Below are 26213 nucleotides of genomic sequence, written 5' to 3' on the forward strand. Positions count from 1 at the left end.
GCGATGCCGGAGCGGTCGTAACACAAAACATCAGGAGTACACTTTTATGAAACACAAACTTCTTGCCCTTCTCTGCGCGGCGGCACTGGCCTTTGGTCTGGCTGGCTGCGTCCTTTCCACGCCGGACACGGTCGGTTCCATCGGCAATGTGGAGATTTCCTCCGGCCTCTATCTGCTGGCGCAGTACAACGCCTACCAGTCCGCCGCAAAGCTCGCTTCCTCCGACCAGGATTCCACCAACGTCAAGAGCTTCCTGAAGGAGACCATCACCACCGACGCGGACTCCGGCGAGACCGCAGCCGTCAGCGACTATGTCGCCCAGAAGACCCAGGAGAATCTGGAGCTGTACGCCGCCGTCGAGACCCGCTTCGACGAGCTGGGCGGCCAGCTGACCGAAGCCGAGGAGGCCCAGGCCGACAGCTACGCTTCCCAGCTGATGGACCAGTATGGCGACACCTACAAGGCCAACGGCATCGGTCTGGAGACGCTGCAGCGCTTCGAGCGCATCCTGCTCAAGAGCACCGACCTGCTCGACCTCGTGTACGGCACCAACGGCGAGACCCCGGTTTCCGACACCGACCTGACCAGCCATCTGGAGAACAAGATGTACAAGCTGGCCTATTACAGCATCCCGCTCTACAACTCCAGCACCTACGCTTTCGCCGATGACGACCAGAAGGACACGATGCTCCGCCTGGCACAGGCTGCTGTGGACAGCTACAACGCCTCCGCTCCGGCAGATGCGGTCAGCCAGTTCACCGCCTTCCATGAGGTGTCCTCTGCGGCCCTGAGCGGCATTTACGCCGTGCTGGACTCCACCGTCCCCACCGACGGCACCGCCTCCCTGCAGACCGAGCTTCTGAGCAGCAGCACCCTCGACTCGGCGTTCTCCACCGAAGGCTCTGCCGACACCATCCGCAGCCTGTCCTTCGGTCAGGCCGCCGCCGTGCAGTATTCCTCCCTCTCCATGATGCTGGCCGTCCGTCTCGACCCGCTGGACGGGGCAGCGCTGGACGATGTCCGTGCACAGGTCCTGGCCGACATGAAGAGCGATGAGCTGCAGGATGCGCTGGCTGCCTATGGTGCCTCCATGCAGCACAGCCTGGACAGCTCCGCCATGGGAAAGCTCCCGGCCCGGAAGATCGCGGCCGCAAGCTCGAACTGACCATCCCCTGAAACGAACAAAGGCGTCTGCACCCGGTCGATGCAGACGCCTTTGTTTTATGCTTTTTTACCGGCGGTCACTTGCGATGACCGGCCCAGCCGTCCACGGCGTTCACGAGCGCCCGGCCGCGGCGGCCGAAGAGCTTGGGCAGCAGCATGCGGGCCATGGCCCAGACCCCTGCAAAGTTGTACAGGATGACCGCTGCGGTGATGAGTCCGGTCCACAGGCCGTAGAGCGGGACATCCGCCAGCAGGACGAAGGCTTCCGCCGCCAACGCGCCGAAGTTGACCGCCACCCGCACCGGATGGATGGACATCCCGATCATGTGATGGGCATCCAGCGCACGGAGGGTGAACACCAGGCCCAGCCCCAGGAAGGACGCATACGTCGCGCCGATGGGGCCCCACCACTTGATGAAGAAGTAGTTCATGATGCAGTTGCTCACTGCACCGGAGAGCATGGTCCACAGGCTGTGGCTGGATTTCTTGTTGACGACATAGACGCTGTTCAAAAACTGGTTGTAGCAGCTGCACGTGGATGCCAGCGTCAGGAAGGGCACGAAGTGCCAGGCGTAATAATAGTTCGCCTTCATGATGTGCATGACCGGGCGGCAGAGCCAGATGATGCCCGCCGCACAGCAGAACAGCACACTGGAATAGGTGCGGAAGATCTTAGTGAAGAACCGGGCGCGCCCGTCCTCTTCCGTCACGGCGGAGAGCTGCCAGGCGTCGTAGAAGATGAGGCCCAGCGTCGTGAGGATGGTGGGCAGGAAGTAGCCGGTGGAGAGCAGGCCGCTCCAGGCGTCGCCGCTGTGGCCGTCCAGCCCGTTGCACATCTCACGCACGAAGAACAGGTCCGACGCATTGATGACCCAGAAGCTGATCTGGGCCGGGATCATGGGCAGCGAGAAGTGGAGCATCTGCTTCCACAGGTCTTTGTTCAGGCCCTTCAGCTCCACAAAGTTCCAGAGCTTTCCGGTCAGGCAGAGGAAGAGCACACTGACCAGGTCGCCGCTGATGATGGCCAGCAGATAGCCGTTGGCACCCCAGTGGAACCCCACCAGATACAGCGCGTAGAACGCCATGGTCGCCACCGTGCAGAGCACACCGTCCACGGCCACCAGCTTGTTCCACTGGCGGCTGCGCACGAACTGGGTGCACAGGGTGCGCAGGCAGCTCATGAGGACATAGATGTAGATGAGCAGGCCGTACTGTGCCATATCGGGCAAAAACTGCGCGATGGGCCAGCAGAGCACCAGAATGCCGAAACCGCCCAGGATGGTCAGCAGGCCGTTGGTGAACACCTGCTTTTCACTGTTGCCCTTGTCCAGGCCGAACCGGATGATGGCGTTGGACATGCCCATCGACACGAACGGGATGAGCAGGTTGGCGTACTGGCTCAGGATCTTCGAAAGGCCAAGGTCGGAGATCTCCGCCATGGCATAGGTCAGAAACGGCTGGACCAGCAGGGTCAGCAGCTTCGACGAAAAACTTGAGATCGCAAAAATGATGGTATTTCCGGCCAGCTTGGAATACTTGTCGCCGCCGGAGCTTTTTTCGTTTGCCACGTTTTTCAACTCCTGTACTATCCGCCCCTGTGCGCAGGGCCCGCTTGTTCTGGAGCCCGCAGGGCGATTCTCTGATACGTTCCCCCTCCACGAATACGAAACTGCGAGGGTTATTTCAGCAGCTCCCGCCGGGCCTTCCAGTCCGGGAGGATCTTTTCCACTTCCGCCCAGAACTTCGGGCTGTGGTCCAGCACAAGAAAGTGGCAGTACTCATGTACTACCACATAGATCTGTGCCGCTTCGGGCATGTTGTAAAGCTCCAATGCCAGCGTGATCTGCCGCTTGCCCGGTGTGCAGACGCCCCAGCGGCTCGTCATGCTCCGCACCTTCAGGATGGGCTTCTGCCCGCCCAGCACCTCGGCAAAGGCCGGGTAGACCTTGTCGCTCATGACCGAAAAATGGGCCAGCGCCACGTCCTTTTCGGGCAGGGGCCGCCAGTAGGTGCGGGCCTCGCGGTCGGCCAGATCCCTCTGCGCCTCCTGCACCCAGTCCCGATGCCGCAGCACAAAGCGGTCGGCCTCCTCCCACGAGGAGCGGAACGGGATGCTGACGGCCACGGTGCCGTCCGGATGCACCCGGATGTTCAGGTTCTTCACCTTCCGGCGGGTGGCCTTGTAGAGGATGCCGCCCGCCGTGCGCAGGGTCACTTCCGGCTTGCGCTTCGGCATTTCTGCCACTCCTCCACCGGCAGCTGGGCCAGCACCACGGCTGCAAAGATGAGCACACAGCCGGAGGCCTCCCGCACCGAGAGGTTCTGGTGCAGGATGAGCCAGCCGCCCAGAGCGCTGAACACGCTTTCCAGACACATGATGAGGCTTGCGACGGCGGGGTTCAGCTCTTTCTGCCCCAGAATCTGCAGCGTATAGCCGACGCCGCTGGACAGCACACCGCAGTAGACGATGGGCAGCCAGTTGGTGCCGAACTCGGCAAGGGTGGGCGTCTCAAACAGGAAAGCGGCGGCGGTGCTCTCCACCGCCACCACAACGAACTGCACCAGACTCAGCCGGACGCCGTCCACCAGCGGGGAAAAGTGGTCGATGGACATGATCTGGAAGCTGAAGAGCACGGCGCAGCTGAGCAGGACCCAGTCGCTGGATTCGATGCCGCCAAAGCCGTTCTTCATGCAGAGCAGATACAGCCCGCCCACGGCGATGACCATGCTCAGCCAGAGCCGGGCACTGCCCCGCCGCCCTACGAACAGCCCGAACACCGGCACCATCACGACGTACATCGCCGTCAGGAACGCGGCCTTGGCCGTGGAAGGGTTCAGCGTAATGCCAATCTGCTGGGCCGCGCTGGCCGCAAACAGAAAGGTGCCGCAGACAAAGCCCGCTGTTCCCAGCGTTTTGCGGTCGGCAGCGGTCTGCGGCCTGCCGGTGGGTTCGCCCCGGCGGCGGCGAAGGGCGTCAAAGGCGTAAACGGTGGGCAGGAGCACCAGCACGGCCAGCCAGCTCCGCCCGGCCAGAAAGGAATAGGCCCCCATGCCGGAGCCTGCGCTCTGGGCCACAAAGGCCGTGCCCCAGATCAGGGCGCAGAGCATCAGCATCAGGGAATGCCGAGTCTGTGTATTCATCCGCCGATCCCCTCCACCTTGAGCAGTCCGTAGAGGTAATACTTGCTCGAATCATAGGAGATGGTCAGCCGGTAGCTGGCGTTGGGGTCCAGATTGCCGATGTCGCAGTGGTAGTTCTGGCCGTCGGTGACGAAGTAGTAGGTTGTGTTGTCCACATACTGTGCGCCGCCATCGACCTTCTTCCACAGCGAGATCTTGAACTTCTGCACACCCTCCGCCGTGCCGCAGCCGTAGACGGAGAGCAGCCCGTTCGGCGCGGTGAAGTAATCGGTCTGGCGGCTCCAGATGCCGTTGAAGACGATGTTCAGCGAGCCGTTGGCCACAGCCGTGGCGTATTTGGCGGAGGTGTCGGCGATGCCCTCGATCATCAGCGGGTCGCTGCTGGGGGCCGCCCACTGGGTGGTGTCCTCCTCCTGTACCTCGTCCGACGCGCCGGTCAGCTTGTGGGCGATGGACGTCAGTGTGCTTTTGCAGCCGGTGAGCATCAGCGCAGCCAGAAGCAGCGCCAGCGCAAAGGCAAAGATCCGTTTTGTTTTCTTCATGGTTTTTTATCCTCAAAAATCGCAGAAAAGTGTACTTTTGCAAGGCATGATACGGATATAGTATACCGCATTTTTTTCCTGCATACAAGACACTTCAGCGCGTTTCCCCATTCTGTGCCGTCAGGGCCGCGCATTCGGCGGCGGCAAGGTCGTTCCGGGCCGGGCCGAAGAGCGAATCGTACCGGTAGAGCGCCCAGCCCTGCGCGCCCCGGCTGCGCAGATCGGCCGTCTGCCGGGCCAGCGCGGAACCGGTGGCCCACTGGCTCGTGCTGTCGGCGTTGGCCCCGCCGTCACCCACGCCGATGCGGTAGGCCCCCAGCCCGAAATACAGCGCCACATCCCCGGCGCGGGCCATGCCCAGCCACTCCGGCACGATGTTCTCAAAGGCAAAGCGGGTGCTGCCCGACTGCAGCTGGTATCCATAGCCCCAGTACACCTGCGGGCAGAGGTAATCCACCACGGCGTCGGCCCCGCTGGCCGTCAGCCAGGTGTAGATGTCGCTGTACTGGGTGGCAAGATCGTTCTCCGGATTCCCCTGCGGACTGACGCCGAACCGCAGGGTCGGGTCTGCTGCCTTCACGGCATCGTGCGCAGCCTTGACCAGGCTCGTCACGTTCTGCTGCCGCCAGGATGCCAGATCCTTCTCACCGCTGGCCGCGAACTGCGCCGCGTCGAGAGAGGCTTCGGTCGTGGGATAAAAGTAATCGTCGAAGTGGATGCCGTCCACGGCGTAGCGCTCCACAAGCTCGGCTACCCCCTGCACCACATACGCAGCGGCCTCCGGGATGGCCGGATTCAGGTAGACTCCCTCGCCCACCGTGCAGCACCACTCCGGATGGGTGTGCATCAGATTCGTCTCCCCAATGCTGGGCGGCATGGCCGCAGAGCTTTTCAGCCGGTATGGGTTGATCCAGGCTTCCAGCGAAAGCCCCCGCGCGTGTGCCTCGGTGATGAGCACATCCAGCGGGTCAAAGCCGGGTGCCTGCCCCTGCGCACCGGTGCAGAGATGGCTCCACGGAAACAGGCTGCTCTCGTACAGCGCATCCCCGAAGGGCCGCACCTGCGCGAGGACGGTGTTCAGCCCCAGAGCGGCGCAGTTGTCCATCAGCGCGGCGATGTCCGCCCGGAACGCTGCCTCGGACGAAAAATTCATCCGCGCCCATTCCAGATAGCTCACCCAGACCGCCCGCCACTCACCGGAGGGCAGGGCCGGGTTCGGCGTCTCATCCGGCTGCAGCACTGCGGGCGGGTCTATTTTTTCTACGTTCCGGACAGAACGGTACAGAAAATACGCCCCGGCGGCACAGCCCAGCCCCGCCAGAAACCGTCGGCGGCCGATTTTTTTCTTCCTGCGCGGTGCGCGCCGCTGCGGGCTCATGCGTCCTCCTGCATCTTATACAGGCTCAGTGCGGCCCAGCCGCGGGCGCAGGCCAGCAACACCCAGAGCAGGTTCGCCCAGAAGCTCAGGCCCGCCATGCCGCCGTAGACCGTCAGCAGAACAAAGAGCAGATGGAGCACCTCTGCCGCGCCCACCAGCTGCAGCTGCCGCTGAATGGGTCTGCCCTTCTGGTATTCGTAGCCCAGCAGGCCGGGCCAGACCAGCGCCGAGCAGATGTATGCCGCCCAGCCCCGGCCCATGTAGCTGAGCATCAGCACCACAAAGAGGCCGAAGTAATTGCGCTTGTCTTTGGCCGAGCTGCCTTTTTCCGCCGCCAGGAACAGCAGGGTGATGCCGGTGATGCAGAATGCCGCCATCTCCAAGAAGGAGAAGTCCATCCCGCCCAGCACGGCAAAGCCGTTCAGCATGGATGCCGCCGCTGCGCATAGCAGGAAAAAGTACCAGGTCTTGTGGGTGAATTTCAGTTTCATTGTGAGCCTCCCCGCCCATGAGACGGCATGGGCGACCGCAAATTTTAGAATTTTTCCAATATTATAACACAATTTCCTGCGGGTTGTGTTACAATAAGGAAAACTCTGATCAAAAAAGCCATTCAGGAGGGCTCCATGAACGCTGTCATTTCCATCATCCTGCTGGCGGTGGCGCTGGGCGCCATCGTTCTGCTGCTCACCCGGCGCGAGAACACCCGCCGCAGCCAGTACGGCCCCGCCGGCCTGAGCGAGTTCCGCACCGACCTGCCGCTGGACGAGTGCTTCGACCGGCTCGACCTCCACAGCGAGACCGACGAGTTTGCTTACGAGTGCCGCCGCGAGAACGATGGCGGCTTCCTGCTCCACCTCACGCTCCATCAGCCCACCCAGCAGCCGCTGGATACCCTCTACACCCTCCGCCTCGACCCCGGCCGTCAGACCATCGTGACCCTCATCTTCATCCGGGAATCCTTCGGCTACAAAGAGCCGCTTTTCCCGCAGGAAATGCTGGACACCTTTATGATGCAGAAGCTCCAGGCCCACCGCACAAAATAATTTTGGCCGAAAACGCTTTTCATTTTCGCAGTTTTTTGCTATACTATCTGTTGCACCCTGCTTTTTCGCCGGGTGCCTCTGCGGGCCAGTAGCTCAGCTGGTCAGAGCTGGCGGCTCATAACCGCTTGGTCGCGGGTTCAAGTCCTGCCTGGCCCACCAAAAAAGCACGAGATTTCGGTCTCGTGCTTTTCTTTTTTCTATCAGAACTTATCCCTATACAGTTCTCTGCTCATCTGTTTCCGAATCTCATCACGTCGTCTGTCGTAGACCTGTGTGTAGATTGCAAGGGTCGTACTGGGCTGTGCGTGTCCAGCTTCTGCGGCCCCCATTGCGGCAGATCCTGCTTTCTGCCGCAAATTGCATCAGATCCCGCCGTTTGCTCAATGAGTATTTCCCGCCGTCCCGTTATACTGGGAGGGAAATGGAATGAAACGATGGAGGAACAGACCATGAAATACGGTGTCATCGATGTGGGTGGCGGCCTGCGAGGCATTTACGGCGCTGGCGTGCTGGACCGCTGCCTGGAGGAGGACCTCCGCTTCGATCTCTGCATCGGCGTTTCGGCGGGCAGCGCCAATATGGCGTCCTATCTGGCAGGCCAGCATGGGCGGAACAAGCCATTTTACGATGAATACTCCTTCCGCAGGGAGTACATGAGCGTGCACAACCTCATCCGCAAGCACTCCTATCTCGATCTGGGCTATGTCTACGGCACCCTCAGCAATGCAGGCGGCGAGAATCCGCTGGATTACGCGGCGCTTGCCCGCAGCCCGGCAGAGCTCTGCGTGGTGGCCGCTAATGCACAGAACGGCGAGGCGCAGTATTTCACCAAGGCAGACCTCCACCCGGACGACTACCGCGTCCTCATGGCGTCCTGCTGCATCCCGGTCATCGACCAGCCCTGCGTCATCGACGGCGTGCCTTATTTTGATGGCGGCCTGGCCGACCCCGTCCCGCTGGAATGGGCCTTTGCCCACGGCTGCGACCGGGTGGCTCTCATCCTGACCAAGCCCATCGGGCTGGTGAGTAGTGATGTCCGGGACAAGCATCTGGCACACCTGCTGCAGTCGCATTACCCCGCTGCAGCCGAGGGGCTGCGCCGCCGGGCATGGCGGTACAACACGGCTGTCCAGCGGGCGCGGGAGCTGGAGCGGCAGGGCCTTGTCTGCATCATCGCCCCGGACAGCACCGAGGGAATGTCCACCCTGACCAAGAACCGCGCCGGCCTTGAAAAAATGTACGCCAAAGGCGAACAGGACGCCGAAGCGCTGGTGCGGTGGATGCAAAACACCAAACAAGATGAATCGGTGGGCGCCTAGAGATGAAACCTGTTCACTTCCCTTGACAATATCCGCCCCGGACATTACAATGTGATATGTACATACAGACAAAGGAGTCTGGAGCGGTATCGCTCTGGGCTTTTTTGCATTTTGTTGTTCTGCTGCGGACAGATAGAGGGGGTCCGCAGCAGAGGATAGGAAACATCAGTCGGCCCGCCGCAGCGGAAACGTGTCCGCCGGGCAGGGCAAAAATGGAAAAGGGGCGTTTCAGAATGTACGATTGGAAATGTGATGTGGATATCCGCCTGCTGGGCTGCGCTTTGGTGCTGCTGGTAATGGCACTGCTCACCATCCATACCGGCCTTGCCAAAAAGGCTGTGACCGCAGCGGCTGATCCTGCGCCTGCCGCCGTCGTCAGCACGCAGGACACCCGTCTGTCCGAGGATGCGGGCAGCGTTCGGTATGGGTGTGTTCATAAGGTGTTTTTGCAGAACTATGAGATAGTCACAAGATTCCACAAGAAAAATGGGATTTCAAAATTAGCGACGTTCTCATAACCGCTTGGTCGCGGGTTCAAGTCCTGCCTGGCCCACCATACAGTTCGTACTCGAACCCGATTCTTTACGAAAAAGGGTTCGGGTACGTTTTTTGTTTACAGGAGGTTCTGCGAAGGGACTACTCGGAACAGTAAACGAGCAAAGGCAGGGTATCACCATGACGGTGGTATCCTGCCTTTTGCTTTGCGGAATCAAGTTCGCTTTGTGCGAACTTGGTCGTCCCCCTATATGGCTCACTGGGGGCAATCGCTGCATACGTGCGTACCGGGGAGAGCCTGTACACCTCTGGCAAGGTGTAACACACTAGACTTTGTGCCAAAGTCTGTGTGCTAAGGGGTCAAGCCCCTTAGAATCCCTGCGGAGCGTGTACGCACGTACGCAGGGAACCGGCTAAATCTCTCTTATACAGATTGAAAATCAAACCGGTTATCGTTGTAAACGATTCGTAGAGTATCTTACGGCGAAAATAGCCACGGTATTTCTTGATAATGGTTTATGGTCGTGCTATCTTGTAGTGGCAAGGAGGGAGCAAAATGGATTCACAGAAGTTTGGTACATTTATCGCCCAGTGCCGCAAAGACAAGAAAATGACACAATCTGACCTAGCCGCAAAATTGAATGTGACCGATAAAGCTATCAGCCGCTGGGAAAGAGGTGTGGGGTTCCCCGACATCAATACCATCGAGCCATTGGCCGCAGCTTTAGATGTCAGTGTTGCAGAACTTATGAAATCCGAAAGGATAGATGAATCAGAGATGTCTATCGCGATGAACAATGAAATTGTGAACAATGCGTTAAATTTTGCGGAGGAGCAAATTCAGCAGGAGAGAAAAAGTGTTCTCTCAATTATTGGATGCCTTACAGTTGCCATAATTTTCATTCTATATCTGGATAATATCGGATGGCGGCTCGACACCTTTCTTTTTACAGTAGTGGGGATAATTCTCCCATTGATAGCAATCCTCTCGTTCCTTGTGCTGCTGGGATACGCTATATACCGAAAGTGCAAAGGCCAGTCTTGCCACCAAACCTTTTTGATTGCCCTTGCCGGCTTGGGGATAGTTGCTCTGATATTTGGTGCCTTTATGCTGGCTGGAACTTTGGGGTTAGGCCCTGTGCCTCAGTAAACATAAGCAGGGTTTGGGGCAGGCACGCCCCAACAAGAGCACTTCGGAAACTCGACAGAGTTTGAGAAGTGAAGTCTCGGATGGGCAAGAAATTTTCAAGAATTGAAAATTTGTGGCCACGGGACGATTCTTGCTCTCACGTTTTCCCTCAACTTTTGCAATTATTGTTGAAGAAGTTTTAGGTTCGACTGCTATTGACAATGCTCCACCAAAAAAGCACGAAGGTTTCGGCCTTCGTGCTTTTTTTGCTCATTCATACAGTTCTTTGCTCATCTGGCTGCGAATCTCTTTGCGCCGCTTGTCATAGACCTGCGTGTAGATCGCAAGGGTCGTACTGGGCTGCGCGTGTCCGGCTTCTGCGGCCACCGTTGCTACACCGATATTGGGATTGGACAGCAGGATACTGACGAAGGTGTGCCGGAATATATGGGGATGGATTTTTTCGATAATTGAGAAAGAGCAGTCACTGTAATGGTGGCTGCTTTTTCTATATTGAAGATCGCATGAAAATGTGCTATGATAAAATTGGTAAATTAGGATTTAGAGGATGTGAATGAGCGGCATGAAGAAAACAAAAGAAGGAATTAATTCGAAAAAACTCCTTAGGCTGAAGAATACAGACAGTATCTTTGTGATTGCGGGGCTTTTGATAATTTTTGTAATAGCGTTGTACACATTTATTCTGCAAAGTTCTTACACTAAGACCGCCCTTGAAACAGAAATCGCACGTGACACAGCGAGTGCAGATGCAGTACACAAACTTGTGGATGGAAGAATCGGCCAAGAAGATTTTGATCAGATCAAAGATCAATCTGATGAAAAGGAGCAATTATATAAGGATATTTCTTCATATTTCAATGAAATCAGAACACTGAATTCTACTCGATATATTTACACCGCTAAAAAAAATGAAGAAGGGAAACTCGTTTATGTGGTAGACGGTTTGGATCCGAATGCAGATGATGTAAGACACCCTGGAGATTATATTGAGGAAGAAATGGTTCCGTATATTGATCGGGCTATTTCTGGGGAGAATGTGTACTCTCAGGATATTATTGATACAACATGGGGTCCAATTTTTACAGCTTGCTATCCTGTAAGAGCAAATCATGATGGGACAGGAGAAATCATTGGCGCATTTTGCATTGAAATGGATATGCAATCAGCTTATGGAATGGTTGAAAAGACGAATCATATTTCCATCATCTGCGGTTTAGTCGCAGGAGCTGTATTGCTTTTAATTTGTCTATATACCTATTATGTTTACCAGAAAAACAAGGCAGAAGAGCAAAAACAAAAACAATTATTAATGACCGCCGCTGAGGAAGCAGATGCTGCCAACAGAGCAAAATCTGCGTTTTTGCTTAGTATGAGCCATGACATCAGAACGCCGATGAATGCCATTATTGGATTTACAAACATTGCGCTTCACCAGAACACGGTTTCAGATATTCATGATAGCTTGGAGAAAGTTCAAAAAAGTTCGAATCATCTTCTCTCTTTGTTGAATGACGTTCTGGATTTTAGTCGCATTGAAAGCGGAAAAGTTACGATTTCGCTCGAACCAGTGGACATTACTCAATTGACAGATAACGTCCAGGCGATTATGAATGGACTTCTTTATAATCGAGATCTTAAGTTTGAAGTACATCGAGAAAGCCCAAAGAACCCATATGTCCTTGCGGATGTTGCGCGTATCCGAGAAGTCTTGGTGAATCTTCTTGGCAATGCTGTGAAATTCACAAAGGACGGCGGAAAGATTACTTTGGATGTCAGCAGTTACCCAGGAGCGGATGAGAAACATATCATAATTCGTTATGTTGTTCGAGATAACGGTATTGGCATGAGCGAAGAGTTCCAGAAAAAATTATTCGATCCGTTTTCACAAGAAGATGATGCGAATGCCAGAACCCAATATAAGGGAACCGGTCTTGGTATGGCCATCACAAAAAAATATGTGGATATGATGGGCGGTTCCATTGCTGTTGAGAGCAAAAAAGGTGTAGGTTCTACATTCACAGTGGAGATCCCACTGGAGTTGACAGAACAGGTTATTCCATCCGAACAAAAACAACATCTCCATAGAGATTTGACGGGTATTCATGTTCTTATGGCTGAGGATAATGATCTAAATGCTGAACTTGCTACGATAATACTGGAAGATGCTGGTATGACCGTAACACGCGCATCAGACGGAAAAGAAGTTGTGAATTTGTTTGAAAATCATCCACGAGGCACATACGATTTTATTTTGATGGATATTATGATGCCAAACATGGATGGACACCAAGCAGCAAAAGCCATTCGAGCCTTGGGTGTAGAGCGGTCCGATGCAGTTACGATTCCAATTATAGCTTTGTCTGCAAATGCTTTTATAGATGATATTCAGGAATCCCTGGATTCAGGCATGAATGACCATATTTCCAAGCCGATTAACATAGAGGAATTAATCGATACGATCACGAAATACGTTAAACACGATTAGGAAAACAAAGTCGATAGGGGCTATGGGAGCCAGCAAACGGATCCGTCCGAACTGCGGACGCAAAATGAAATAGCAGTTCATTAAGAAAAACGGGATTTCAAAATTAGCGACGTTCTCATAACCGCTTGGTCGCGGGTTCAAGTTCTGCCTGGCCCACCATCACCCTATGAAAAAAGACACCTCGCCATGAGGTGTCTTTTTTCATCTTCCGAACACCCATCCCGATCCCACGGCAATGCCGCTCAGGGAAGGTGCCGTTCCACAAAATTGCCGATGTCGGCAAAGACTTCGGCCCGGTTCGTCTCCACCAGAAGCTCGTGCCGGGCACCGGGGTAGAACTTGACCTGCACGTCCCGCATCCCGGCATCCTCCATGCTCTGCACGGCCCGCCGGACGCCCGCACTACGCTCGCCCACCGGGTCGGCATCACCGGCCAGGAAGAGCACCGGCAGGTCTTTCGGCATCCGGGCCAGAAAGGCCGGGTCGTACAGCCGCAGAATGCCCGTGAACATGCTGTAATAGGCATTCAGCGTAAACGTGAAGGTGCACCGCTCATCGGCGAGGTACTTGTCCACCTCGGCAGGGTCGCGGTTGAGCCAGTCGTGGGTAGTGCGGCCCTCCAACCCCTTGTTGTAGCCCAGGAACGAAAGCTCCGCCACCAGTCGGCTGCGATGCTGCCAGCCGAAAAAGACCGCCAGCACCCGGCAGACCGTGCGGGCAAACGCGACCAGCGCTTTCGGCTGGAAACCGGTCCCCAGGATGATGGCACCGTCCAGCTCACTGCCCCACTCGCACAGATACTGCCGTGCATAGAACGAGCCCATGCTGTGGCCCAGCAGGAAATACGGCACGCCGGGGTAGAGCTGTTTCGTCAAGACGGTCATGGCGTGGAGGTCATCCAGCACTGCCCGGTTGCCGTCCGGCTCGGCAAAATAGCCGTAGTCGGCCCTGGTCCGGATGGACCCGCCATGGCCCAGATGGTCGTTTCCGGTCACGAGGATGCCCCGTGCAGCGAGGTACTCGGCCAGCGGCTTGTAGCGGTCGATGAACTCCACCATCCCGTGCGAGAGCTGCACGATGGCGCGCACTTCGCCCTCCGGCACACAGCGGAACGCATGAAGCATCCGCCCCGGTGCGCTCGACGGCAGCGTAAAATCGATCATCTGGCTCATAGCGTCTTCTCCTTTTTGCGGCCCGTGCTCAGAGGGCGCCGATCTTCTTCCGGCAGGCCGAGCAGATGCAGTAGCCTGCAAACTGCGCGGCCTGCTCATCGACGGTCCCACAGAAGTCACAGCTTCCCTTCGGGCGGTACTTTTTGAGGACGATGGCGTCTCCGTCAACGAAGATTTCGAGCTTTGCATCCGTTTCCAGCTTCATGCTGGTGCGCAGCTCCTTGGGCAGAACGATCCGCCCCAGCGCATCGATCCCGCGAACGATTCCTGTACTTTTCATTTTGTGCTTCTCCTTTGCCTAATTCACACTGCTTCTCGTATTTTCCTCATTTTTCCGGGCCACGCTGCCCGGCCACAAATCCGGTGATAGGAAAATTGTTCCAGTGCTTCATTAGTATACAAAATAGTTCCTGCTTCGTCAACGCCTGCGGTCCGTTTCGACAAAAACTTCCCGGATGTTTTTGGAATGGGCACAAAAACGCCCGAAGGCAGTCCGCCTCCGGGCGAGAAGTTCCGGTTCTTGGGATTTTTTAAGATTTTTTGCTGCTCGTCCCACGCTTCGAGCCGTTCCGTCCCGGCACCAGAAACAGGGCATCTTCGTCCGGGATGGGGCACGTTTTGCCGCCGCAGCAGGCAGAGAGCGACACGGCGACCAGGGACACCTTCTCCGTATCCGACAGGTGCCCGTAGACCCAGATCTCCGCCGAGGCCCCCGGCTTCAGCACGGTGCTCCGGGCCGACGTGACGACGTAGCATGGATATTCGTCCGTCTGCGCTCCATTCGTCAGATAGCAGAGCGAACCGATCCAGCGGCTCTTTGTGCCGTTCTGGTAAAGCCGGTCTTCCCGGAACGTCCCATCCGTAGCGTCCGTAAACTGTGCGGCGGTATTTTCCAGGTCCAGCGTCTCCTTTGTGCGGTTCTTCACCCGGAAGTGCACACAGAAACCGGACGGCGTCAGGGTCTGCCCCAGCACGGCAAACTCCGGGAACGCCGCAGACGTATCCGGCTCCTGCACTTCCGACGAAGCAGGCGTCCCGGACGCTGCCGGTGTTTCCGGGGCCGACGGTGCGCTGGATGCAGGCGGCGAGGCCGGTGTTTCGGATGCAGCGGGGTGTTCGGACCCAGCTGACGTCTCCGGCTGCGAGGACGGTTCGGACCCGGCCGGGCTGCCCGGCGATGCCGTGGGCGGCGAAGCTGCGGGCGGCTCCGAGACGGCAGGGTGTTCCGACGCGGCCGGGCGCTCAGAGCTGGCCGGCGGCTCCGGCTTTGCGGACGGCGCCGAAGCGGCGGTACTGCCCGACGGCGCAGCCGACTCCGCAGGGGCCTGCGGCTTCTTCTTCGGCGTCAGGCTGCCGATGGCCTGCTCCTTCCACAGAAAATCCGCCCGTGTCCAGCTGCCTTCGCTGGCCGGGAGGAATACATACCCATACGCCACCGCGCTCTGCCCCGGCTGCAGAGCTTCGGCTGCGCTTTCAAGGGCCGCAACAACCGGCTTTTTCACCACGGTCTCCTGCGTCGTCCGGAGCACCGCCGTCAGATGTTCTGCGGCCTTGCCCGCAGCGACCCGGTCCGCAGACATGCCGTCCACTGCGTTGTCCACCGTCACGTTCCCAAGCGATGCGCTGGTGTTGAACGCATGGACGACCTGTTCCGTCGTATTTTCCACGCGGACTTTGACCACGATAAGGGTGCCCTCCTGCCCGGAGCAGACCGCCGATACGCTGGTGTAGTCCATCGGCTCACAGCGGAGAAAGTCTTCCACCTCCGGTTCCTGCGGCGATTGAGCTTCCGACTCAGACACGGCCGTCGAACTGGATACCGATTCCGGTTCCGAAGGCGCGGGTGCCGCCGGAGAAGAAGCCGTATCCTCGTCCGTTCTGCCCGCCGCCGGAGCAGACGCGGGCGGTTCCGGTGCAGCTGCCCCGCCTCCGCCGCAGCCGGTCAGCAGCAGAACGGCCAGACAGAGCAGCACCGCAAGCGCCTTGCTCTTTTGCCGCACTGCATCGAACGATTTTTGTTTCATTGCCTCTACCTCCGCCCGAATGTGTTGAAATGTGTCGTTTTTATTTGACCGTTTTCTGCGCCGTTTGTCAATCGTTTCGGCAGCGTTTCGCTCCAAAGTTTTTCTCCGAAAATTGGGCAGATTCGACGATTTTGATCGTTTCCGGGAGAGAACGCCCCCTTCCGGCCGTTCTTCGCGTCTCCTCGTTGACAAAATCGCGCTGAACAGTTAAACTAAAGGGTAGCAATTCACAAATTTATTTGCCGATATAGATAAGGAGCGTTTTTTATGCCGAGCAATAAAGTCCGCACCCGTTTTGCCCCCTCGCCCACCGGCTATATGCACGTTGGCAACCTGCGCACCGCGCTGTACACCTACCTGATGGCCAAGCACGAGGACGGCACCTTCATCCTCCGCATCGAGGACACGGACCAGGGCCGCTATGTGGAAGGCGCGGTGGACGTCATTTACAACACCCTGCGCGAGGCCGGGCTGAACTGGGACGAAGGCCCGGACATCGGCGGCCCGGTCGGCCCCTATGTCCAGAGTGAGCGAATGGGGATGTTCAAACAGTATGCCGAACAGCTGGTCGCCGAGGGCAAGGCATATTACTGCTTCTGCACCGAGGAGCGACTGGAAGCGCTGCACGCCGAGCAGCGCGCCAACGGCGAGATGACTCACTACGACGGCTGCTGCCGCGACCTGCCCGAAGAGGAGGTCCAGAAGCGTCTGGCCGCCGGAGAACCGTACGTCATCCGCCAGAAGATTCCCCGCACCGGCATCACCGGCTTCGACGATGTGGTCTACGGCCACATCGAGGTCGAGAACAGCGAGATGGATGACCAGATCCTCATCAAGACCGACGGAATGCCCACCTACAACTTCGCCAACGTCGTGGACGACCACCTGATGGGCATCACCCATGTCATCCGCGGCAGCGAGTACCTGTCTTCCACCCCCAAATACAACCTGCTGTATCAGGCATTCGGCTGGGAGATCCCCACCTATATCCACTGCCCGCCGGTCATGAAGGACGCCCAGAACAAGCTGTCCAAGCGCAACGGCGATGCAAGCTATCAGGATCTGCGCGCCAAGGGCTACCTGAGCGCTGCCATCCTGAACTATATCTGCCTGCTGGGCTGGAGCCCCAGAGGCGAATACGCCGAGCAGGAGATCTTCTCCCTTGACGAGCTGCGCAAGGTCTGGAGCCCGGACGGCATCTCCAAGTCTCCGGCCATCTTCGACCCGCTCAAGCTGCGGGCCATCAACGCAGAGTATATCCGCCGCCTGAGCCCGGACGCATTCCTGGCTGCGGCGGAGCCCTGGATCGACCAGGCCGTCCACACCCCCATTGACAAGAAGCTGCTCTGCGCCAACCTGCAGCCCCGCTGCGAGGTGCTGGGCGAGATCCCCGCGCAGCTGGACTTCTTCGATGCGATGCCGGAGTACGACGTGAGCCTGTACACCAACAAGAAGCAGAAGACCACCCCGGAGTCCGCAAAGGAAGCGCTGGAAGCACTGCTGCCCGTGCTGAGTGATGCAGCTCTGGACTTCTCCGACCGCGACGCCGTCTTTGATGCCTGCAAGGCCAAGGCCGAAGAGCTGGGCAAGAAGAACGGCTGGCTGCTCTACCCGCTGGGCATCGCCCTGTCCGGCAGGCAGCGCACCCCCGGCGGCGGCACCGACCTCGCCTGCATGATGGGCCGCGAGACGACCCTTGCCCGCGTGAAAGCCGCCATCGAGAAGCTGAACGGCTGAATCTTCTAAAATTTCCAAAAAGCTCTGCGGTTTTTGTACGCCGCAGGGCTTTTTTCTTGGTTTTAGCAAAAGGATGCCGCTTCGCTTCACCCTCCCAAAAACCGCCCGGCGGCCGCGCTACAGTATATGCACAAGGCGCGGGAAACAGAACAACACAAACGATCCCCGCCGGAAAGCGGGGATTTTTTATGCACGATCTTCTCAGGCAGGATGCCCTCCATCCCTTTGCGGCGGCGCTGCTGCCGCGCGCAGCCGTCCGCCCGGCTCTGCGGCAGGGTTCGGCTTTTCTGGCCGGGCTGCTCGGCGGCTGGGCGGTGCTGTATGGGGCGCTCATCCCCTTCGGGCTGGGGCTGACGCTCGGCTTTGCGGAGGACTGCTTCGCTGCCTGTGCGGCTGGGGCAGTGCTGGGGCTGCTGCTCCATGGGTTCGGGGCGCTGTCGCTGGACAGCATCTGTCTGCTCTGCGCCATCGGGGCCGCTGTGGCGGCACGGTGGCTCTGGCCGGGTCGGTTCCGGCCCGCCCTGCTGGCGGGCTGCGGAGCCCTGGGGCTGGGGGCCGTCTGCTTTGCCTTCGGCCCCACCGGCGGCGGGGTAGACCTGCTGCTCACCTGCGGGGCAGATGCTCTGCTGGCGGGGGCGCTGGGCTTTGCCCTGCGGCGGTTCCCGCCCGAAACGCCCGGCGCGGGGATGCTGCTCGTCGGGGCCGCTGCCGCTGCGGCCCTGGGCGGGGTCGCACTGGGGCCGGTCTGCCTTGGCGTCGTGTTCTGCGCGGCGCTGGAAGCCGCCCTCTGCTGCCGGGGCCAGGGGAAAGCCGCCCTTGCCTGCTGTGCCGTGCTGGGTGCGGCCCTCTGCGGGGCAGATGCCTCCCTCGGCCCGGCGGCGGCCGGGCTTTCCTGCGCCAGTGCAGCGGCTGCTCTGCTGGCCCCCGGACGCCGGGTGGAAGCGTTTGCCGCCTATGCGGGCGGCTGTGTGACAGGGGTGCTCTGCGTCCAGCCGCCCGGCAGTGCCTTTGGCTTTGCCTTCAGCGCCGGGGCGGGGCTGGGGCTGGCCGCGCTGCTGCCCGGCGGCTGGCTGGCCCCGGTGCCCGCAGACGAACCGGACGCACCGGAGGAGCGGCCCCGTTTTTCGGCGGCGGCCACCCGGCTGGAAGCGGTGGCCGAAAGCCTGTCCTCCCTCGCGGAGACCGTCAACGAGGTCTACGACGCCCTGCCCCACCGGTGCGAGACCTTCCGCTGGGTCATCGACAACGCCCACGATGCGCTCTGCTTCAACTGCGGGCGGCGGGAGAGCTGCTGGAAGCAGGAATACACCGCGACACTGGACGGCATGAATGCCCTGCGGCCCATTCTGGAACGGAACGGCCATCTGGAGACCGGCGACCTTCCAGCCCAGCTGGGGCGCTGCATCCACCCGGCGGCGCTCTGCGCAGCGGTGAACAAAGCCTTCGCGCTCTACCGCAGCCGGAAGGAGACCCGCGTCCACGCCGAGGCCATGCGTACAGCCCTGACTGAGCAGTACAGCGCCGTGGCCGATGCGCTGGGGGTGCTGAGCGAACAGCTGGGCCGCCCCGGCACACCGGAACCCTATAAATCCGGGCGGGTGGCCGACTTTTTTGCCAGCCTCGGTACCCCGCCGCTGGAATCTGCCGTCACGCTGGACGACCTGGGCCGGACGCGGGCCGCTGTCACCCTGCCCCGCACCCGGTTCTCTGCCCCGGAGCTGGCCGCACTGGCACAGGAGGTCGGGCGGCTCTGCCGCCGCACCTTCGACCCGCCCCAGGTGCTCTCCTGCAAGGGGATGACGACCCTGCTCTTCTGCGAAAAGCCCGCTCTGCGGGCCGTCTTCGGGTCCGCCGGGAGCGCCGCGCGGGGCAGCATCTCCGGCGATGCAGTCCAGCAGTTCTGCAGCCCCACCGCTGCGCAGATGATCCTCTGCGACGGCATGGGCACCGGACGCCCGGCCGCTGTGGACGGCAACCTGGCCGCAGAATTGACAGCCCGCCTGCTCAAGGCAGGCTTCACCGCCGAGCTGGCCGCACGGCTGGTCAATGTGGCACTGGCCCTCAAGAGCGATGAGGAGAGCGGCGCGACCCTCGACCTCATCAGCGTGGACCTCTATACTGGCACGGCACGGCTGTTCAAGGCCGGGGCCGCACCGGGTTTTCTGGTCCACGGCGGGCGGGCACGGCCTGTGGGGGATGCCAGCCTGCCCATCGGCATCCTGGGCGGGGTGAACGGACAGAGCCGGGTGGTGCATCTGGCGGCGGGCGATTACGCCGTGCTGGTGTCGGACGGCCTGCTCGTGGACGGCACCGGCTGGGTGCTCAAGCAGCTGGAGCTCTCTGCGGCCGCAGCCGACCCGCCCGAAGTGCTGGCCAAAACGCTGGTGGAAACGGCCCGCGCCCGCGCCGAGGCGACCGGCCGACCCGACGACATCACCGCAGCCGTGCTCCGGCTGGAAGCCTGCGGGCGTTGATTTATTCACAAATAGGGACTATAATAACACTATCTTTTTTGTGGGAGGTCCCTTTCTATGCTACATCTTACCGTTGCGCAGGACGGAAGCGGCGATTACGCTTCGGTGTCCGAGGCCGTGCTGGCCGTACCTTATGAACTGGAAGCCGAGATCGTCATCGGGCCCGGCGTCTACCGGGAAAAGCTGGTCTGCGAAAAGCGCTGCATCACCCTGCGGGGTGCCGGTGCCGACCAGACCATCCTCGTCTGGGCCGACGGCGGCAAACTGCCCCACCCGGACGGGCGGCCCACCCACACCTTCCGCAGCTACACGGCCTTCTTCAGCGGGGAGAGCCTCACCGTGGAGGACCTGACCATCGCCAACGATGCCGGGCCGGGCAGTCTGGTTGGGCAGGCCATCGCAGCCTATGTGGACAGTGCGCGGGCCGTGTTCCGCCGGGTGAAGCTGCTGGGCAATCAGGACACCCTGTTCTGCGCCCCGCTGCCCGAAAAGGAGCGGGAGAAGGACGGTTTCCTCGGCCCCCGCACCTTTGCGCCCCGGCGGGCCTCCGCGCAATATTACCAGAACTGTGAGATCGCGGGCGACATCGACTTCATCTTCGGCGGGGCAGACGCCCTGTTCGAGCAGTGCACTCTGCGCACCGTGAACAACCACATCCCCCGCAGCTTCGTCACGGCGCCGTCCGGCCCGGCGGACGGGCTGGGCTTTGTCTTCTGGGATTGCGATCTCGTCTCGGACTGCCCGGCCGGGACAGTCTATCTGGGCCGGCCCTGGCGTCCCACCGGCAAGACCACCATGCTGGACTGCCGCCTCGGTGCCCACATCGCCCCCGACGGCTTCTCGCCCTGGAACGACCGCACCGACACCGGCCTTGCCTCCTTTGCGGAGGAGGGCAGTTCCGGCGCAGGGGCTGCGCCCCGCCCGGCCTGGGTGAACGAACTCTCCGCCGCCGATGCGGCCGCGCTGCTGGCCCGCGCCCGGAAGCGTTGCCGCCCGGAAGTTTAAGAAAAAAGGAACGTCACGATGAAAAAGCTCCCCAACGCCGTCAAATGGCTCATCATTCTGGCCGTGCTGGCCCTCATGGGCTGGATGCTGGTCCAGGTCAACGACCGCGCCTCCCGTGTCAAGATGCCCGACCCGGACAACAGCCTGGGCATCTACCGTTCTGCCGACTCGTAACAAAAAATCCTGCGCTTTTGCGCAGGATTTTTTGTTACTCTGAAGTCATGATGAACCAGAACGTCGTTCCTTTGCCCACGGTGCTCTGCACACCGAAGCGGAAGCCGTGCTGCTGGAAAATGGCTTTTGTGATGGACAGGCCCAGGCCCGTGCCCTGCTTGCCCGCATCGGAGCGGGAGCGGTAGTAGCGGTCAAAGATATAGGGCAGGTCCTCCGCGGCGATGCCGGGGCCGTGATCCTCGACCTCGACCCGGACGCCCTCGGCAGATGGTGCGGCCCGCAGCACGAAGATGCCGTCCGCTCCCATGTGGTGCATCGCGTTGCCCAGCAGGTTGTGAAGCGCCCGCTGCATCATATTGGGGTCGGCGTAGACGGGCAGTTCCTCGTCCGGCAGCTCCAGTTTCAGCTGCCAGCCGTTCTGGGCACAGACGGCGTCGTACCGTTCGCTGACCTCGTCGCAGAGCTGGCCCATATCGAAATGGACTTTCTCGCATTTTTCCGCGCCGCTCGTCACCTTGCTCAGTTCCATGACGCTGGAGACCAGAGCCGTCAGGCGGTCGGCCTCGTCCACGATGATGTTCATCTGCTCGTCGCGGTGGGCCTTGTCGTCGCCGGTGATGTCGCGCACCGTCTCGGCGTAGCCCTTGATGAGGGTGAGCGGGGTACGCAGGTCGTGGGAGACATTGGCCAGCAGGTCCCGCTGCATCTGGGAGGCCCGCTGGACTTCCTTCGCCATGTGGTTGAAATCCTCGGCCAGGTCGCCAAGTTCATCGTTCCGGCCCGTTTCCACATGGACGGCATAATCGCCCTGGGCCACCTGCCGCGCCGCACCGGAGAGCTGACGCAGTGGCTTTGTGAACCACTCGCTGAACATCCACGCCGCGCTCATCGAGAAGGCAAAGATGAGCGCCGCCGCCAGCGGCAGCACGGTGCTCATCACCTCGCCCGCCTCGGACACGTGCATCAGGGTGGTGCTCACCAGCACCGTATAGGCCCCATCGGCGGTCATCCGGCCCACGACCAGCTGATTGTAGGCCGACGGCTTGGCCGCCGGGAGCACACGGGCGAAGGCCCCGTTCTCGCGGCAGTACTGCCGCACCTGCCGGGCGGTGGAATAAACGATGTCGTCATCCAGCGTATCGGGGAACGACTTCTGGTGCAGGCTGCAATAGGAGAGGTTCTCGTATTTTTTGATGGTGCGGAGCGTTGCGTCCGAAATGTCCACGCAAAAGCTGCTCAGTTCCCCGTTGGAATAGATGTCGCTGCCCAGCTGGCTGAAGAAGTCGTCGTTCGTCACCTTGATGCCGCCGAACGCCCAGTACGAGAGGATCTCCCCCTTTGCGATGGCGTCGTCCATCTCGGACACGATCATCTCGGCCTCTGCCGTCAGCTGCTTCTGGATGTGCTTGGTGTACAGCGGCTCCAGCAGCTGGGTGCTCAGGAACCAGAACAACCCCAGCAGCAGCAGGCAGATCAGGCACAAGAACCACATCATCTGCCCGCGGATGCCGATGGAACGCCGCTTTTTTCCCAGTTGCCGCATCAACTGCGCTCCTCCGTTTTATCGTGCCGCATCGGGGTCGAACTTGTAGCCGATGCCCCAGACCGTGGCGATGTAGCCCCGGCACTTGCCCAGGTGGCCGCGCAGCATCTTGACGTGGGTGTCCACGGTGCGGTCCTCGCCGAAGTAATCGTAGTTCCACACCTTCTGCAAGATCTTTTCGCGGCTGAGGGCGATGCCCTTGTTCGATGCCAGGAAGACCAGCAGGTCGAACTCCTTGGGCGTCAGGCTCACTTCCTCGCCCGCCACGCGGACGGTGTGGCTGGCCGTGTCGATGGTCAGGTCACCGAAGGTCATGGTGCCGTCGGAAGCCTCGCTCCGGGGCATGGTGCGGTTGAGCACGGCCCGGACGCGGGCCACCAGCTCGCGCGGGGAGAACGGCTTGACCACATAGTCGTCCGCGCCGCCCTCCAGGCCCGCCAGTTTATCGTATTCCTCGCCGCGTGCGGTCAGGATGATGACCGGCGTGTTGATGTGGCGGGTGCGCATCTCCCGCAGGCAGGTCATGCCGTCCATGAACGGCATCATCACATCCAGGATCACCAGATCGTATCCGCCGCCGCTCAGCAGCGAAAGCGCCGCCGAGCCGTCGCCTGCCTCCTCGCAGACATAGCCCGCATATTGCAGATGTTCCCGGATCAGTTCCCGGATGCGGGGTTCATCATCAACGATCAGAATTTTTGCCATCTATGGCTCCCTCCTCACTCAAAAGTGTCTGGTATTCTGAGGTTATCATACCGCGAAGTTTGGAAATTTCTGTGAAGTTTGGGTGAATGCTTTGGAAAACCCGAACACATTCAGTATACCACACCTGACCGGTGCAATCCAACCGAATTTCCGTCCCTGCCGCGAAAACGCGCAGATCGTTCGTTTTTTCGTCCGGATTTCTTGACAAGGCGGGCCGCACCCTTTATAGTAAAAAATAGAATGAAAAATGTATGCCTTCCCGGAGGCGTTGGAGTTTCTATGAAATTTAAGAACCTTTCCCGCGTGGAGCGAAACATGCTCACCGGCCTGTTCTGCCAGTTTGTGACCATCCTGCTGGGCTTTCTCATGCCCCGGCTCTATCTGACCTATTACGGTTCCGGCGTCAACGGCGAGCTGAACACCATCAAGCAGCTGTTCGCCTACCTCTACCTGCTCGAAGCGGGGGTCGGCCTGGCCACCACCCAGGCGCTCTACCGCCCGGTGGCGATGGAAGAGCACCAGACCGTGAGCGAGATCCTGGCCGCCACCGACCACTATTACCGCCGCACTGGCACACTGTATGCCTTCATCGTGGTGGCCATCGGCATCGTGTACCCCATGGTGGTGCATTTCACCCTGCCGCGCGGAGTCGTGCTGCTGTACACCATCCTGTACGGCCTGCCCTCCGTCACCAGCTTTTTTGTGCAGGGCAAGTACCGGCTGCTGATGGATGTGGACGGCCGCCGCTATGTGCTCAGCAACCTGGAGACTGCCACCAACCTGATCTCTGGCATCGGCAAGGTGCTGGTGCTGATGCTCACCCGGAACATTCTGGCCATGCAGCTGCTGTACTGCCTGTGCTCCATGCTGCCCATCCCGGTCATCCTGTGGTACACCCACAAGAACTACCCCTGGATCGACCACCACGCCAAACCGGATTACTCCGCCGTCGCCCAGAAGAACTCGGTGCTGATGCACCAGCTGTCCGGCGTCATCTTCAACAACACGGACATGGTGCTGCTGTCCTACTTCTGCAATTTCCAGCTCGTCAGCGTCTACAGCATCTACAACATGTTCTTCGTCCAGATCGTCTTCGTGATGAACCTGTTCCTCAACAGCATCTCGTTCCGGATGGGTCAGATCTTCCACACCGACCGGGAGCGGTTCCTTGGCCTGTTCGACCTGTGCGAGACGCTGTATCTGGCCTTTGTCGCGTTCTGCTACACCATGACGGCGGCCTTTCTGCTGCCGGTCATCCGCATCTACACCAGCGGCATCCAGGACACCAACTACATCGACGCCTTCCTGCTGCTGCTCTTCGCCCTCAAGGCCGTGTTGGACAGCGGCAAGGGCATCTACCACCATGTCGTCCAGTACGAAGGCGCGTTCCAGCAGACCCGCTGGCATGCGCTGGCCGAGATGACCATCAATCTGGCCATCACCCTCTTTGGCATCCAGTTCTTCGGCATCTACGGCTGCCTGTTCGGCACCCTGGCCGCGCTGCTCTGCCGCCTGGTGCTCATCTTCCGCTACACCTACCGGAACATCCTGCACCAGAGCATGGCCCGCCCGGCGCTGAAATGGGGCTGTTATCTGGGCCTGATGGCCCTCATCCTGCGCATCGTGGGCATCCAGAGCCGCCCGGAGCTCAGCCTGCCGGGCGTCATCGGCGTAGCCCTGCTGCATATGATCTGGATCGGCGCTGCCTTCGCGGGCGCTGCCTTCCTGTTTGACCACGACCTGCTGCGCAAGCTCCGCGCTCTGCGCAGCAGCATCCGATCCTAAGCCGGAGGTTTTGTTTATGAGCATCCCGAAAGTTCTCCACTACTGCTGGTTTGGCGGCGCGCCCAAACCCAAAAACATCCAGAACTGCATCCGCAGCTGGAAAAAATACTGCCCGGACTATGAGATCATCGAGTGGAACGAGCAGAACTTCGACGTTTCCCAGTCGCTTTACACCCGGCAGGCCTACGATGCCCGCCGCTGGGCCTTTGTGGCCGACTATGCCCGCCTGAAGATCCTGTACGAGCAGGGCGGCATCTACATGGACACCGACGTTGAGCTGCTCCGCCCGCTGGACGATCTGCTGGCATATCCGGCCTTCTTCGGCTTCCAGCACAACAACGAGGTCGCCACCGGCCTTAGCTTCGGGGCCGAGGCCCGCAGCCCGGTGGTGAAAGCCCTGCTGGATGATTACGACGGCCTGCCCTTCCTGCTGCCGGACGGCAGCTGCGACCTGACCCCCTGCCCGAAACGAAATCTTCCCGTCTTTGCCCGGTTCGGCATCCGGGCCGACGGCACCCGCCAGTCCACCCCGGAGATGGAAGTCTTTCCGGTGGAGTATTTCTGCCCGGTGGCCTATGCCGGTTCCACCTGCGACATCACCCCCAATACCTACTCCATCCACCATTACCATGCCAGCTGGAAGGAGAAGAGCCGGGCCATGCGGTTCGACGAAGAGGTGATGGAGCCGCTCCTCGGCGCAAAGTTCTATTACCGGTACTACCGTCCGTTCCGCCGCGCTCTGGGTGCGCGGCGGAAAAAATGGCGCACCTGAACCCTCCCGCAAGCGGCTCTGTTCCGGGCCGCTTGCTTTTTGTTTGCCCCGCGGGGCGCGCTTGCACTTTCCGGCACAGTTGTGCTATACTGAAACGATACG

At 59.8% G+C, this 26213-nt stretch carries 24 protein-coding genes and 1 tRNA gene; 13 read left to right on the top strand and 12 right to left on the bottom strand.

Annotation, left to right across the window (positions count from 1 at the left end):
* The first annotated feature begins 46 nt into the window (after positions 1 to 46).
* Positions 47 to 1165 carry a foldase gene (locus tag J3350_RS04630; RefSeq protein ID WP_207685860.1) on the top strand — a complete coding sequence of 373 codons (1119 nt, stop codon included), beginning with the start codon at positions 47 to 49 and terminating at the stop codon, positions 1163 to 1165.
* Positions 1166 to 1241: 76 nt separating this feature from the next.
* On the opposite strand, the gene J3350_RS04635 is transcribed toward J3350_RS04630, so the two are convergent.
* From J3350_RS04635 to J3350_RS04660, 6 genes are all read right to left on the bottom strand, one after another.
* A complete protein-coding gene (locus J3350_RS04635) occupies positions 1242 to 2732 on the bottom strand; it encodes a lipopolysaccharide biosynthesis protein (protein WP_207685861.1) in 1491 nt (496 codons plus the stop codon).
* A 110-nt stretch (positions 2733 to 2842) separates the two neighbouring features.
* Positions 2843 to 3400 carry a M48 family metallopeptidase gene (locus tag J3350_RS04640; protein ID WP_207685862.1) on the bottom strand — a complete coding sequence of 186 codons (558 nt, stop codon included), beginning with the start codon at positions 3398 to 3400 and terminating at the stop codon, positions 2843 to 2845.
* A complete protein-coding gene (locus J3350_RS04645; protein ID WP_097791547.1) occupies positions 3376 to 4305 on the bottom strand; it encodes a DMT family transporter in 930 nt (309 codons plus the stop codon). Before J3350_RS04645 ends, J3350_RS04640 begins: the two co-directional genes overlap by 25 nt.
* The gene (locus J3350_RS04650; protein WP_097791546.1) at positions 4302 to 4847 is read right to left on the bottom strand and encodes a hypothetical protein; all 546 of its coding nucleotides are present in this window, start codon (positions 4845 to 4847) and stop codon (positions 4302 to 4304) included. Before J3350_RS04650 ends, J3350_RS04645 begins: the two co-directional genes overlap by 4 nt.
* Positions 4848 to 4941: 94 nt before the next feature.
* Complete coding sequence (locus tag J3350_RS04655) at positions 4942 to 6225, bottom strand: glycoside hydrolase family 10 protein (RefSeq protein ID WP_207685863.1); 1284 nt, start codon at positions 6223 to 6225, stop codon at positions 4942 to 4944.
* A complete protein-coding gene (locus tag J3350_RS04660; protein WP_097791544.1) occupies positions 6222 to 6716 on the bottom strand; it encodes a conjugal transfer protein TraD in 495 nt (164 codons plus the stop codon). The genes J3350_RS04655 and J3350_RS04660 overlap by 4 nt, the downstream gene beginning before the upstream one ends.
* A 135-nt stretch (positions 6717 to 6851) precedes the next feature.
* Between J3350_RS04660 and J3350_RS04665 the strand changes: the two genes are divergently transcribed.
* The 5 genes from J3350_RS04665 (at position 6852) to J3350_RS04685 (ending at position 10235) form a co-directional block, all read left to right on the top strand.
* Positions 6852 to 7271: a hypothetical protein gene (locus J3350_RS04665; protein ID WP_207685864.1), complete on the top strand. Its 420-nt coding sequence runs from the start codon at positions 6852 to 6854 to the stop codon at positions 7269 to 7271.
* A gap of 82 nt (positions 7272 to 7353) precedes the next feature.
* Positions 7354 to 7430 (top strand) — tRNA-Ile (locus J3350_RS04670).
* 290 nt (positions 7431 to 7720) lie between these two features.
* On the top strand, positions 7721 to 8590 hold the full coding sequence (locus J3350_RS04675) for a patatin family protein (protein WP_370569261.1): 870 nt from the start codon (positions 7721 to 7723) through the stop codon (positions 8588 to 8590).
* Between the two features lie 233 nt (positions 8591 to 8823).
* On the top strand, positions 8824 to 9108 hold the full coding sequence (locus J3350_RS04680; protein WP_207685866.1) for a hypothetical protein: 285 nt from the start codon (positions 8824 to 8826) through the stop codon (positions 9106 to 9108).
* Between the two features lie 533 nt (positions 9109 to 9641).
* Positions 9642 to 10235: a helix-turn-helix domain-containing protein gene (locus J3350_RS04685; protein ID WP_207685868.1), complete on the top strand. Its 594-nt coding sequence runs from the start codon at positions 9642 to 9644 to the stop codon at positions 10233 to 10235.
* A gap of 249 nt (positions 10236 to 10484) precedes the next feature.
* Here the strand turns inward: J3350_RS04685 and J3350_RS14120 are convergent, their stop codons facing one another.
* Complete coding sequence (locus tag J3350_RS14120) at positions 10485 to 10775, bottom strand: tyrosine-type recombinase/integrase (protein WP_370569265.1); 291 nt, start codon at positions 10773 to 10775, stop codon at positions 10485 to 10487.
* Positions 10776 to 10788: 13 nt separating this feature from the next.
* Here J3350_RS14120 and J3350_RS04695 point away from each other — a divergent pair, with 13 nt between their 5' ends.
* The gene (locus J3350_RS04695; RefSeq protein ID WP_242700137.1) at positions 10789 to 12720 is read left to right on the top strand and encodes an ATP-binding protein; all 1932 of its coding nucleotides are present in this window, start codon (positions 10789 to 10791) and stop codon (positions 12718 to 12720) included.
* 242 nt (positions 12721 to 12962) lie between these two features.
* On the opposite strand, the gene J3350_RS04700 is transcribed toward J3350_RS04695, so the two are convergent.
* The 3 genes from J3350_RS04700 to J3350_RS04710 form a co-directional block, all read right to left on the bottom strand.
* Positions 12963 to 13892, bottom strand: coding sequence for an alpha/beta fold hydrolase (locus J3350_RS04700; protein WP_207685869.1), 930 nt, complete (start codon positions 13890 to 13892; stop codon positions 12963 to 12965).
* 28 nt (positions 13893 to 13920) lie between these two features.
* On the bottom strand, positions 13921 to 14172 hold the full coding sequence (locus J3350_RS04705) for an AbrB/MazE/SpoVT family DNA-binding domain-containing protein (RefSeq protein ID WP_207685870.1): 252 nt from the start codon (positions 14170 to 14172) through the stop codon (positions 13921 to 13923).
* Positions 14173 to 14422: 250 nt separating this feature from the next.
* On the bottom strand, positions 14423 to 15916 hold the full coding sequence (locus J3350_RS04710; protein WP_207685872.1) for a hypothetical protein: 1494 nt from the start codon (positions 15914 to 15916) through the stop codon (positions 14423 to 14425).
* 267 nt (positions 15917 to 16183) lie between these two features.
* Between J3350_RS04710 and gltX the strand changes: the two genes are divergently transcribed.
* The 4 genes from gltX to J3350_RS04730 all read left to right on the top strand — a co-directional run bounded on the left by gltX (position 16184) and on the right by J3350_RS04730 (position 21306).
* Entirely contained in the window at positions 16184 to 17653 is a 1470-nt protein-coding gene (gene gltX, locus J3350_RS04715) for a glutamate--tRNA ligase (RefSeq protein WP_097792918.1), read from the top strand.
* A gap of 188 nt (positions 17654 to 17841) precedes the next feature.
* A complete protein-coding gene (locus J3350_RS04720) occupies positions 17842 to 20127 on the top strand; it encodes a SpoIIE family protein phosphatase (RefSeq protein WP_207685874.1) in 2286 nt (761 codons plus the stop codon).
* Between the two features lie 57 nt (positions 20128 to 20184).
* Entirely contained in the window at positions 20185 to 21132 is a 948-nt protein-coding gene (locus J3350_RS04725) for a pectinesterase family protein (protein ID WP_207685876.1), read from the top strand.
* 18 nt (positions 21133 to 21150) lie between these two features.
* Positions 21151 to 21306 (top strand): hypothetical protein, encoded by a 156-nt coding sequence (locus tag J3350_RS04730; protein WP_179859523.1) that lies wholly within the window; start codon positions 21151 to 21153, stop codon positions 21304 to 21306.
* 34 nt (positions 21307 to 21340) lie between these two features.
* On the opposite strand, the gene J3350_RS04735 is transcribed toward J3350_RS04730, so the two are convergent.
* The gene (locus J3350_RS04735) at positions 21341 to 22849 is read right to left on the bottom strand and encodes a cell wall metabolism sensor histidine kinase WalK (RefSeq protein ID WP_207685877.1); all 1509 of its coding nucleotides are present in this window, start codon (positions 22847 to 22849) and stop codon (positions 21341 to 21343) included.
* 18 nt (positions 22850 to 22867) lie between these two features.
* Positions 22868 to 23554: a response regulator transcription factor gene (locus J3350_RS04740; RefSeq protein ID WP_097792924.1), complete on the bottom strand. Its 687-nt coding sequence runs from the start codon at positions 23552 to 23554 to the stop codon at positions 22868 to 22870.
* A 279-nt stretch (positions 23555 to 23833) separates the two neighbouring features.
* On the opposite strand from J3350_RS04740, the gene J3350_RS04745 reads away from it, so the two are divergent.
* Together J3350_RS04745 and J3350_RS04750 are read left to right on the top strand one after the other, a co-directional pair.
* The gene (locus J3350_RS04745) at positions 23834 to 25339 is read left to right on the top strand and encodes a lipopolysaccharide biosynthesis protein (protein ID WP_207685878.1); all 1506 of its coding nucleotides are present in this window, start codon (positions 23834 to 23836) and stop codon (positions 25337 to 25339) included.
* A 16-nt stretch (positions 25340 to 25355) separates the two neighbouring features.
* On the top strand, positions 25356 to 26111 hold the full coding sequence (locus J3350_RS04750) for a glycosyltransferase family 32 protein (protein WP_207685879.1): 756 nt from the start codon (positions 25356 to 25358) through the stop codon (positions 26109 to 26111).
* Positions 26112 to 26213: the final 102 nt, after the last annotated feature.

The sequence above is a fragment of the Faecalibacterium sp. Marseille-Q3530 genome (assembly GCF_017377625.1).
In the GTDB taxonomy this organism is placed as follows: Bacteria; Bacillota; Clostridia; order Oscillospirales; family Ruminococcaceae; genus Faecalibacterium; species Faecalibacterium prausnitzii_E.

Bases quoted from the DNA above. Each gene is read 5' to 3' on its own strand.
- J3350_RS04730 (WP_179859523.1), top strand. From the start codon at position 21,151: ATGAAAAAGCTCCCCAACGCCGTCAAATGGCTCATCATTCTGGCCGTG.
- J3350_RS04655 (WP_207685863.1), bottom strand. From the start codon at position 6,225: ATGAGCCCGCAGCGGCGCGCACCGCGCAGGAAGAAAAAAATCGGCCGC.
- J3350_RS04675 (WP_370569261.1), top strand. From the start codon at position 7,721: ATGAAATACGGTGTCATCGATGTGGGTGGCGGCCTGCGAGGCATTTAC.
- J3350_RS04710 (WP_207685872.1), bottom strand. From the start codon at position 15,916: ATGAAACAAAAATCGTTCGATGCAGTGCGGCAAAAGAGCAAGGCGCTT.
- J3350_RS04630 (WP_207685860.1), top strand. From the start codon at position 47: ATGAAACACAAACTTCTTGCCCTTCTCTGCGCGGCGGCACTGGCCTTT.
- J3350_RS04740 (WP_097792924.1), bottom strand. From the start codon at position 23,554: ATGGCAAAAATTCTGATCGTTGATGATGAACCCCGCATCCGGGAACTG.
- J3350_RS04735 (WP_207685877.1), bottom strand. From the start codon at position 22,849: ATGCGGCAACTGGGAAAAAAGCGGCGTTCCATCGGCATCCGCGGGCAG.
- J3350_RS04645 (WP_097791547.1), bottom strand. From the start codon at position 4,305: ATGAATACACAGACTCGGCATTCCCTGATGCTGATGCTCTGCGCCCTG.
- J3350_RS04650 (WP_097791546.1), bottom strand. From the start codon at position 4,847: ATGAAGAAAACAAAACGGATCTTTGCCTTTGCGCTGGCGCTGCTTCTG.
- J3350_RS04680 (WP_207685866.1), top strand. From the start codon at position 8,824: ATGTACGATTGGAAATGTGATGTGGATATCCGCCTGCTGGGCTGCGCT.
- J3350_RS04660 (WP_097791544.1), bottom strand. From the start codon at position 6,716: ATGAAACTGAAATTCACCCACAAGACCTGGTACTTTTTCCTGCTATGC.
- J3350_RS04640 (WP_207685862.1), bottom strand. From the start codon at position 3,400: ATGCCGAAGCGCAAGCCGGAAGTGACCCTGCGCACGGCGGGCGGCATC.
- J3350_RS04700 (WP_207685869.1), bottom strand. From the start codon at position 13,892: ATGAGCCAGATGATCGATTTTACGCTGCCGTCGAGCGCACCGGGGCGG.
- J3350_RS04685 (WP_207685868.1), top strand. From the start codon at position 9,642: ATGGATTCACAGAAGTTTGGTACATTTATCGCCCAGTGCCGCAAAGAC.
- J3350_RS04665 (WP_207685864.1), top strand. From the start codon at position 6,852: ATGAACGCTGTCATTTCCATCATCCTGCTGGCGGTGGCGCTGGGCGCC.
- J3350_RS04745 (WP_207685878.1), top strand. From the start codon at position 23,834: ATGAAATTTAAGAACCTTTCCCGCGTGGAGCGAAACATGCTCACCGGC.
- J3350_RS04705 (WP_207685870.1), bottom strand. From the start codon at position 14,172: ATGAAAAGTACAGGAATCGTTCGCGGGATCGATGCGCTGGGGCGGATC.
- J3350_RS04695 (WP_242700137.1), top strand. From the start codon at position 10,789: ATGAGCGGCATGAAGAAAACAAAAGAAGGAATTAATTCGAAAAAACTC.
- J3350_RS04720 (WP_207685874.1), top strand. From the start codon at position 17,842: ATGCACGATCTTCTCAGGCAGGATGCCCTCCATCCCTTTGCGGCGGCG.
- J3350_RS04725 (WP_207685876.1), top strand. From the start codon at position 20,185: ATGCTACATCTTACCGTTGCGCAGGACGGAAGCGGCGATTACGCTTCG.
- gltX (WP_097792918.1), top strand. From the start codon at position 16,184: ATGCCGAGCAATAAAGTCCGCACCCGTTTTGCCCCCTCGCCCACCGGC.
- J3350_RS04750 (WP_207685879.1), top strand. From the start codon at position 25,356: ATGAGCATCCCGAAAGTTCTCCACTACTGCTGGTTTGGCGGCGCGCCC.